Here is an 8,131-nt window from a genome sequence, read left to right on the forward strand (position 1 = left end):
CCCCACCGATGGTCACCGTGCGACCACACCGTCGTCGCCGCCGCTGGATCGGTCGCAGCATCCTCCTGGTGCTTGTGGTGGCCGTCGGCATCGGCGGCTACCTCGGCGTGCAGGGAGTGGTGAAGAACTTCGGTGGACCGAGCTGCCGCGCCGTGGCCTCCGGGCAGGAGGTGACCTTCACCCCCGAGCAGATGGCCAACGCGGCGACCATCACCGCGGTGGCCGTGCGACGAGGCCTGCCCGCACGGGCCGCGACGATCGCGCTGGCCACCGCGATCCAGGAGTCCAAGCTGCGCAACATCCGCTTCGGTGACCGGGACTCGCTGGGGCTCTTCCAGCAGCGCCCCTCGCAGGGCTGGGGCACCGAGGAGCAGATCCTCGACCCCGTCTACGCCTCCAACCGGTTCTACGACGAGCTGGTCAAGGTGCCCGGCTACCAGGACATGGAGATCACCAAGGTCGCCCAGCGGGTGCAGAAGAGCGCCTTCCCCGAGGCCTACGCCGACCACGAGCGGGAGGGGCGCGTGCTGGCCTCCACCCTGGCGGGTCACTCCCCCGGTGGCCTGGGCTGCCGGCTCGACGCGGCGACGACGGCCCGGCCGGCCGCGACCGTGGTGACCGCGCTGGCCCGGGAGTTCGCGGTCAAGCCCACGGCACAGGGCAGGCTCCTGACCGTGCGCGCCACCTCGGCCCAGCAGGCCTGGGCGCTCGCCTCCTGGGCGGTCTCCCACGCCGAGGCCGACGGCTTCACCAGCGTCACCGTCGGGGACCGCACCTGGACCCGCGACCGCGACACCCAGGCCTGGTCGTGGTCCCGGGCCCGTCAGCCCGCCCCGGCCACCACGGTCGTCATCACCCGGCACTGAGGCACGCACCCGGCATACTCCGGGACGCGCGAAGCCCCACCTCCCGCAGCGGGAGGTGGGGCTTCGTCGGTATGCCGTGTGGCCGGCTCAGCGCTGCGTCATCGCGACGTAGTCGCGCGCGGTCTCGCCGATGTAGAGCTGGCGCGGACGGCCGATCTTGGTCTCGGGGTCCTCGATCATCTCGCGCCACTGGGCGATCCAGCCGGGCAGGCGGCCCAGCGCGAACAGCACCGTGAACATGCGGGTCGGGAAGCCCATGGCCTTGTAGATGAGGCCGGTGTAGAAGTCGACGTTGGGGTAGAGCTTGCGGGAGACGAAGTAGTCGTCCTCCAGCGCCACCTGCTCGAGCTTCATCGCGATGTCGAGCAGCTCGTCGCGCTTGCCGAGCTTCTCGAGGATCTCGTCCGCGGTCTTCTTGATGATCGCCGCGCGCGGGTCGTAGTTCTTGTAGACGCGGTGCCCGAAGCCCATGAGCTTGACACCGTCTTCCTTGTTCTTGACCTTGCGCACGAACTCGTCGACGTTGCCGCCGTTGTCGCGGATCTGCTCCAGCATCTCCAGCACGGCCTGGTTGGCGCCGCCGTGCAGCGGGCCGAACAGGGCATTGATGCCGGCCGACACCGAGGCGAAGAGGTTGGCGTGCGAGGAGCCGACCAGGCGCACCGTGGAGGTGGAGCAGTTCTGCTCGTGGTCCGCGTGCAGGATCAGCAGCTGGTCGAGCGCCTTGACCATGACCGGGTCGAGGTCGTAGGGCTCGGCCGGGAAGCCGAAGGTCATCCGCAGGTAGTTCTCCACCAGCGACAGGGAGTTGTCGGGGTAGAGGAACGGCTGGCCGACCGACTTCTTGTAGGCGTAGGCCGCGATGGTCGGCAGCTTGGCCAGCAGGCGGACCGTGGAGATCTCGACCTGCTCGGGATCGAACGGGTTGAGGCTGTCCTGGTAGAAGGTGGACAGCGCCGAGACGGCCGAGGACAGCACCGGCATCGGGTGGGCGTCACGCGGGAAGCCCTCGAAGAAGCGCTTCAGGTCCTCGTGCAGCAGCGTGTGCCGGCGGATGCGGGAGGTGAAGTCCTCCAGCTCGGCCGCGGAGGGCAGGTGACCGTAGATCAGCAGGAACGAGGTCTCCACGAAGGTCGACTTCTCGGCGAGCTGCTCGATCGGGTAGCCCCGGTAGCGAAGGATCCCGGCGTCGCCGTCGATGTAGGTGATCGCCGACCGGCAGGAGGCCGTGTTGACGAACCCCGAGTCGAGGGTGACGTTGCCCGTCTCCTTCATCAGCTTGGAGATGTCGTAGGCGTCGTTCCCCTCGGTGGCCTGGACCAGTGGGAAGGCGAGCTCCTTGTCGCCCGCGCGGAGTACCGCCCCCGTTGCGTCCGTCGTCATGAAGTCCCGTCCTCCTCATCGCCCGGCCTCGTTGCCGGGGCACACAGTCGGCAACGACGGTACCCCAGCGGGTCTACTGGCGGGTAAACGGCCCCCGGCTCAGCCCAGGCGGGCGACGGCCGCGTCGATGTGCTCGTCGGTGGCGGTGAGCGCCACCCGCACGTGCTCGGCGCCGGCGCTGCCGTAGAAGCCGCCCGGAGCGACGAGGATGCCCCGATCTGCAAGCGCCGCAACGGTTTCCCAGCAGTCCTGGCCGCGCGTGCTCCACAGGTACAGGCCAGCCTCGGAGTGGTCGACCCGCAGCCCGAAGGCCTCCAGCGCCGCGCGCAGCCGGTCCCGGCGCAGGCGGTAGCGCTCCTTCTGGGCGGCCACGTGGTCGTCGTCGGCCAGCGCCGCGAGCATGGCCTGCTGGACCGGCCAGGGCACGATCATGCCGGCATGCTTGCGCACCTCGAGCAGCGCGCGCACGAGGGTCACGTCGCCGGCCACGAAGGCGGCGCGGTAGCCGGCCAGGTTGCTCTGCTTGGACAGCGAGTAGACCGCAAGCAGGCCCTCGTGGCTGCCACCGGTGACCCGCGGGTCCAGGATGCTGGGCACCGACCCCGGGCCGGCCCCCTCGCGCCAGTCCAGCTCGGCGTAGCACTCGTCACTGGCGACCACGACACCGTGCTCGCGGGCCCAGTCGACGAGCTTCTTCAGGTGCTCGACCCCGAGGACCTGCCCGGTGGGGTTGCTCGGGCTGTTGACCCACAGCAGCTTGGGGGTCCCGGCGGTGGTCAGCGGTCCCAGGCCGGTCAGGCTCCGCATCGGCAGCGGCGAGGCGCCCGCGATCCGCGCGCCCACGTCATAGGTCGGGTAGGCCACCTCCGGGAAGGCGACCACGTCGCCGGCGCCCAGGCCCAGAAGGGTCGGCAGCCATGCGACGAGCTCCTTGCTGCCCACCGTCGGCAGCACCCCGTCGGGGTCGAGGTCGGGCACGCCGCGGCGCCGCGCGAACCAACCGGCGACGGCCTCGCGCAGGCGGGCGGTGCCCCACGTCTGGGGGTAGCCGGGGGCGTCCGCGGCCGCGCACAGGGCGCGCTGGACCACCTCGGGGGTGGGGTCCACGGGGGTGCCGACCGACAGGTCGACCAGGCCCCCGACATGGGCACTCGCCCGCTCCTTGAACGGAGCGAGCGAGTCCCAGGGGAAGTCAGGCAGCTGCATCAGCGGGCAGTCCTACTCGTCATGCTCCTGCGGGGGCAGCGCCGCGATCAGCGGGTGGTCCTTGGCAATGACGCCGAGCTTGGCCGCACCACCGGGGCTGCCCAGGTCGTCGAAGAACTCGACGTTGGCCTTGTAGTAGTCCTTCCACTGCTCGGGCACGTCGTCCTCGTAGTAGATGGCCTCCACAGGGCACACCGGCTCGCAGGCGCCGCAGTCGACGCACTCGTCCGGGTGGATGTAGAGCGAGCGCTCGCCTTCGTAGATGCAGTCGACCGGGCACTCTTCGATGCAGGCCTTGTCCTTGAGATCCACACAAGGCTGGGCGATGACGTAGGTCATGGTGGGTCGGTCCTCCTGCGCACGTGGCTGGCTACGCGGCCTAGTATGCCGAGTCCTCACCTCCCGCAGTACGGGGGTCCATGCTGCGACACGAAAGCTCCTGCCGATGACCGCTCCCGACCCCGTCGAGGGGCTGCCCGTCGGCGCCCGCGTGGTGGTGCGCTCACGGCTCGCCGACCCCGCCGGCGGCGCGTCGCTGACCGACGCCGTGGGCACGCTGGTGTCCGTTGACGCGGGTTCCCTCGTGGTGGACACCCGTCAGGGGGCGGTGACCATCGAGCGCTCGCGTGTGGTCGCCGCCAAGGTCGTGCCGCCCAGGCCCACCCGCCGCGGCGCACCCCACCTGGCGCTGTCGGTGGAGGACCTGCAGCGCGTCATGGTCGAGGGCTGGGCCCCGGTGGAGCGGGCCCGCCTGGGCGACTGGGTCCTGCGCGCCGCCGGCGGGTTCACCGGCCGGGCCAACTCGGTGCTCCCCCTCGGTGACCCCGGGCTGCCGCTGCCGGAGGCCGTCGCCCGGGCCGAGGACTGGTACGCCGCGCGCGGGCTCCCGCCCCGCTTCCTGGTCGCCGGGCCGGTCGGCTTCGCCATGGCCGAGGACCGGCTCGGGGCCCTGCTGCTGGACCGGGGCTACCACGAGACCAACCGCTCGGTGGTGATGACCTCCGCGGCGCAGGTCGTGGCCGACACGAGTGCCGGGGCAGCTGACGTCGAGGTCGCCGAGGAGCTGACGCCGCAGTGGCTGGACGCCTATGCCCGCCAGCGCGAGGTGGTCCCCGGCTCGACCCAGTCCGTGCTCAGCGGCTCACCGGGGCAGCTGTTCGCCTCCGCTGCGGTCGGGGGCCGGGTCGTGGCCCTGGCCCGTCTCGGTCTCGTGGCCGGAGGCTGGGCCGGCCTGTACGGCGTGTGGGTGGACCCGGAGCACCGTGGCCACGGGCTGGCGCGCGCCCTCACCGGTGCGCTGGCGGCCCGGGCCGTGGCCCGAGGCACCCGTTCGCTCTACCTGCAGACCCTGCACGCCAACGAGCCGGCCGTCGGGTTGTACTCCTCGCTCGGCTTCTCGCCGCACCACAGCTACTCCTACCTCGACCGCTGAGGCCCGGCCGTCACCCCGCCTGGGGGTGGGTGCAGCGCACGTCGTCCTCGGGAATGTAGTGGGTGCTGAACTGCGAGGTCCGCACCGTGGCCCCACCCCGCTTGAACACCCGGGTCACGGTGACGTCGAAGCCGGGCGTGGGGCTCTGCGGCACGCAGCCGGGCTTGTCGTCGACGATGGTCCGGGGCTGCTTGACGTTGCGCCGGGGCCCCTTGACCGCCTCGACGTCCCAGACCTTGGTGCCGTAGAAGGACACGGTGATCGAGCTGCTGGTGACCTGCGCCTGGATGTAGATGGCGTGGCCGGTGTCGTTCTGCCACGTGTTGTCCACCCCGGGCCAGGAGACCGTCGCCTCGCGCCCCTCGGGGTAGCGGGCGATGTAGAAGGAGTGCGGGGTGTGCTCGATGATCTTGGCGCCACTGAAGAAGACCGCGTTGAACAGCGTCGTTGACACCTGGCTGACGCCGCCGCCGTAGTCCTTCTCCAGCCGCCCACCGTTGATGACCGGTGCCTGCCGGTAGCCCTTCGCCGGGGTGCGCTGGCCGAGCAGGCCGTTGAGGCTGAACGTCTCGCCGCTGCGCACGATGGTCCCGTCGAGGGTGCGGGCCGCCACCGTGATGTTGGTGGTCCGCGGCGGGTTGAACGGGAACTGCGTGGTGAAGGTGGAGATCCGGCTCGTGATGCCGAGGGCCTTGACCGCCTCGGTGCTGACCTTGGGCGCCGCGCTGGACGAGGCGACCACGGCGGTGCGGACCGGAGCGGTCAGGGCCCGGAGGAACGCCGGGCCGAGCACCGCGGGGTCGACGCGGCGGCCGGGCACGGCGGGCACCACGACCGGGCGACCGGCCCGGATGGCCACCGAGGCGTCGACGGGCGCCTGCTCGACCTGCGGGTCGGCCGCGCGCAGCGCCGCCAGGACCTTGGCGCCGTCGACGACCGGGCTGAGCTGGCCGTTGTCCGCGGCCCGCACCCCGAGCGCGGCCGAGAACTGCGCCGGACTGAGCGTGACCGTCCGGGCGCCGGCCTTGACGGTCACCGGCGCGGACAGGGCCGGGGTGGCGAACGTGCGCACCACGTCGGCGAGCTGGGCCGGCCCGAGCCTGGGCTGGACCACGTCAACCACGGCGCGGATGACTGCCTGGCGAGGCCAGGCCTGCTGCACGGCCCGGGCGGTCTCGTCGACGTTGAGGGCACGGCCCTGCACGGACATCACGGTGCTGACCTTGGCGCCGGCGAAGGAGATCGAGCCCTCCTTGACCGGCTGGTCGACACCGCGCGACAGGTCCGTCAGGGCGTCCTTGAGCTTGGCCCGGTCGGTCTGGATGCGCAGCGGCTCGGCGCTGTTGCCGGTGAGGTGCTGCCAGATGTCGCGCGGGTCGAGGCTGAAGCCGGTGAGGTCGGCCAGCGTGGCGTCGACGTCCAGCGACAGCCCGGCGGCGCTGGGGTCGAGGTCGCGGACCTCGTCACCGACCTGCAGGTGCACCGGCATCGAGGCCTTCGTGGCCAGGGCATGCTTGAGGGTGACCGCAGCCTGTGACGGGGTCATCCCGCCCACCGGCACGCCGTCGACGGTGGTCCCGGCGGGCACGTGCCGGCCGAGGAACACCGCCAGCCCCAGGTAGACGGCCGCGAGGACACCCAGCGCGACCCCCGACCGCAGTGCGGCCCGGCCTGCCCCCTCCTGCTCCCTCACCCCTGCCCCCTGTCCCGTCAGGCCAGCGTCTCGTAGCGTCCGCGGTAGTACAGCAGCGCGTCGCCGGCGTGGTCGTGCGCCACGACGGAGACGACCTCGCCGACCACGATGCTGTGGTCGCCGCCGGGGTGGACGTCGGTGGTCCGGCACTCGAACGAGGCCAGGGCCCCGTCGAGCAGCGCCACCCCGGTGCGCTCACCGCGGTGGTGGGCCACGCGGTCCAGCTGACCGTGCAGCGGCCGACCCCGGGTCGCGAGCCAGTCGGCGGTGGCCCGGGCGCCGGCGCCGAGGACGCTGACGCCCCACACGCCGGCCTCGATGACCGCATCGTGGAACCGGGCGTCGCGCTCGACGCACACCAGCAGCAGCATCGGGTCCAGGGACACGGAGGTCACGGCGTTGGCGGTCATGGCGTGGTCATGCCCGCCGGCCAGGGTGCTCACGACGGTCACCCCGGTGGCGAATCGGCCCATGGCCCGCCGGAACAGGCCGACGTCGGGCAGCGACTCCTGGGCGCTCATCGCTCCCCCTCCTGCGCGAGCAGACCGGTATGCCGGGCGGCACCGGCCGCAACCAGCCGCCGCCCGGTGCCCGGGTCGACCCGGACGAACGCCTCACGCCCGGACAGCCGCGCGGCGATGTCGTTGGACAGGGCGTAGTAGCCGTCGAACACGCGCACCTGGGTAGCGTGCTCGCCCAGGGCCGCAGCCTGGACCGGGACCAGCTGCGGCGCTTCGACCACGTGGGTCGGCACGTCGTCGGGCACGACCGAGGGCGGGTAGTCCTCCCCCGGCGCCGGCACGTGCAGCGGCGGGTCGGCCGGGTCGACGTGGCCGGCCAGCCAGGCGCGGTCCTGCACGGCCCACGCCTGCGGGGTGACGATGCAGAAAGCCGCCGGCGCCTGTGCTCCCAGCCCGGCGAGGGCCTCCATGGTGACCCGGTGGGTCTGGATGTGGTCCGGGTGGCCGTAGCCCCCGTGCGCGTCGTAGGTGACCACGACGTCGGGGTCGAGCGCGCGGAGGTGCGCGGCCAGCAGCGCCGCCGCGTCCGCGAGGTCAGCACCCGCGAAGGCATCCGGGTGGGCGGCACTGGGCGTGCCCGCCATACCGGAGTCGCGGTAGCGGGAGAAGACCCCGGAGGCGGGGTCCTCTCCCAGCACGCTGTGGGTCACGCCGAGGCGGTCCATGGCCCGGCGCAGCTCCTCGCGGCGCCACGGCCCGAGCCGGTCCTCCCGGTCAGCGGCGAGGTGCCGCAGCTGCGGCGGGATGACCTCCCCTTCCTCACCCAGGGTGCAGGTGAGCACGTGGACGTCGTGCCCGGCGTCCACGTAGTGCGCCATCGTCAGACCGGTGGTGAGGGTCTCGTCGTCCGGATGGGCATGGACGAACAGCAGGCGGCGCCGGGGGGAGGCATCGGGCACTAGACGACCGATCGCTCCTCGGGGAAGTGGCAGGCGACGCGGTGGCCCGGGGAGATCTCGACCGGCACGGGGACCTCGGCGGCGCACTTCTCCTGCGCCTTGGGGCACCGTGTGCGGAACACGCAGCCCGA

General features: G+C 72.3%; 9 protein-coding genes. 2 read left to right on the top strand and 7 right to left on the bottom strand.

Annotation, left to right across the window (positions count from 1 at the left end; all coding sequences use genetic code 11):
- Nucleotides 1–8: 8 nt before the first annotated feature.
- On the top strand, nt 9–866 hold the full coding sequence (locus tag ACXVGS_RS12950; RefSeq protein WP_458529869.1) for a hypothetical protein: 858 nt from the start codon (nt 9–11) through the stop codon (nt 864–866).
- A gap of 87 nt (nt 867–953) precedes the next feature.
- Here ACXVGS_RS12950 and ACXVGS_RS12955 read toward each other — a convergent pair whose 3' ends face one another.
- The 3 genes from ACXVGS_RS12955 to fdxA form a co-directional block, all read right to left on the bottom strand.
- Nucleotides 954–2,249, bottom strand: coding sequence for a citrate synthase (locus ACXVGS_RS12955; RefSeq protein WP_141789287.1), 1,296 nt, complete (start codon nt 2,247–2,249; stop codon nt 954–956).
- A gap of 99 nt (nt 2,250–2,348) precedes the next feature.
- A complete protein-coding gene (dapC, locus tag ACXVGS_RS12960) occupies nt 2,349–3,455 on the bottom strand; it encodes a succinyldiaminopimelate transaminase (protein WP_458529871.1) in 1,107 nt (368 codons plus the stop codon).
- Between the two features lie 12 nt (nt 3,456–3,467).
- The gene (gene fdxA / locus ACXVGS_RS12965) at nt 3,468–3,794 is read right to left on the bottom strand and encodes a ferredoxin (RefSeq protein WP_141789289.1); all 327 of its coding nucleotides are present in this window, start codon (nt 3,792–3,794) and stop codon (nt 3,468–3,470) included.
- 106 nt (nt 3,795–3,900) lie between these two features.
- Here fdxA and ACXVGS_RS12970 point away from each other — a divergent pair, with 106 nt between their 5' ends.
- Nucleotides 3,901–4,887, top strand: coding sequence for a GNAT family N-acetyltransferase (locus tag ACXVGS_RS12970; RefSeq protein ID WP_458529872.1), 987 nt, complete (start codon nt 3,901–3,903; stop codon nt 4,885–4,887).
- Between the two features lie 10 nt (nt 4,888–4,897).
- Here ACXVGS_RS12970 and ACXVGS_RS12975 read toward each other — a convergent pair whose 3' ends face one another.
- Genes ACXVGS_RS12975 through ACXVGS_RS12990 form a run of 4 tightly spaced genes read right to left on the bottom strand, consistent with a single transcriptional unit; the run spans nt 4,898 to nt 8,122 of the window.
- Complete coding sequence (locus ACXVGS_RS12975) at nt 4,898–6,580, bottom strand: VanW family protein (protein ID WP_458532556.1); 1,683 nt, start codon at nt 6,578–6,580, stop codon at nt 4,898–4,900.
- A 17-nt stretch (nt 6,581–6,597) separates the two neighbouring features.
- Nucleotides 6,598–7,101 (bottom strand): flavin reductase family protein, encoded by a 504-nt coding sequence (locus ACXVGS_RS12980; RefSeq protein ID WP_458529874.1) that lies wholly within the window; start codon nt 7,099–7,101, stop codon nt 6,598–6,600.
- A complete protein-coding gene (mshB, locus tag ACXVGS_RS12985) occupies nt 7,098–8,000 on the bottom strand; it encodes an N-acetyl-1-D-myo-inositol-2-amino-2-deoxy-alpha-D-glucopyranoside deacetylase (RefSeq protein WP_458537024.1) in 903 nt (300 codons plus the stop codon). Before mshB ends, ACXVGS_RS12980 begins: the two co-directional genes overlap by 4 nt.
- A complete protein-coding gene (locus tag ACXVGS_RS12990; protein WP_458537025.1) occupies nt 8,000–8,122 on the bottom strand; it encodes a hypothetical protein in 123 nt (40 codons plus the stop codon). Before ACXVGS_RS12990 ends, mshB begins: the two co-directional genes overlap by 1 nt.
- Nucleotides 8,123–8,131 lie beyond the last annotated feature (9 nt).

The organism is Oryzihumus sp. (genome assembly GCF_054325275.1).

Bases quoted from the DNA above. Each gene is read 5' to 3' on its own strand.
- ACXVGS_RS12950 (WP_458529869.1), top strand. From the start codon at position 9: ATGGTCACCGTGCGACCACACCGTCGTCGCCGCCGCTGGATCGGTCGC.
- ACXVGS_RS12955 (WP_141789287.1), bottom strand. From the start codon at position 2,249: ATGACGACGGACGCAACGGGGGCGGTACTCCGCGCGGGCGACAAGGAG.
- dapC (WP_458529871.1), bottom strand. From the start codon at position 3,455: ATGCAGCTGCCTGACTTCCCCTGGGACTCGCTCGCTCCGTTCAAGGAG.
- fdxA (WP_141789289.1), bottom strand. From the start codon at position 3,794: ATGACCTACGTCATCGCCCAGCCTTGTGTGGATCTCAAGGACAAGGCC.
- ACXVGS_RS12970 (WP_458529872.1), top strand. From the start codon at position 3,901: ATGACCGCTCCCGACCCCGTCGAGGGGCTGCCCGTCGGCGCCCGCGTG.
- ACXVGS_RS12980 (WP_458529874.1), bottom strand. From the start codon at position 7,101: ATGAGCGCCCAGGAGTCGCTGCCCGACGTCGGCCTGTTCCGGCGGGCC.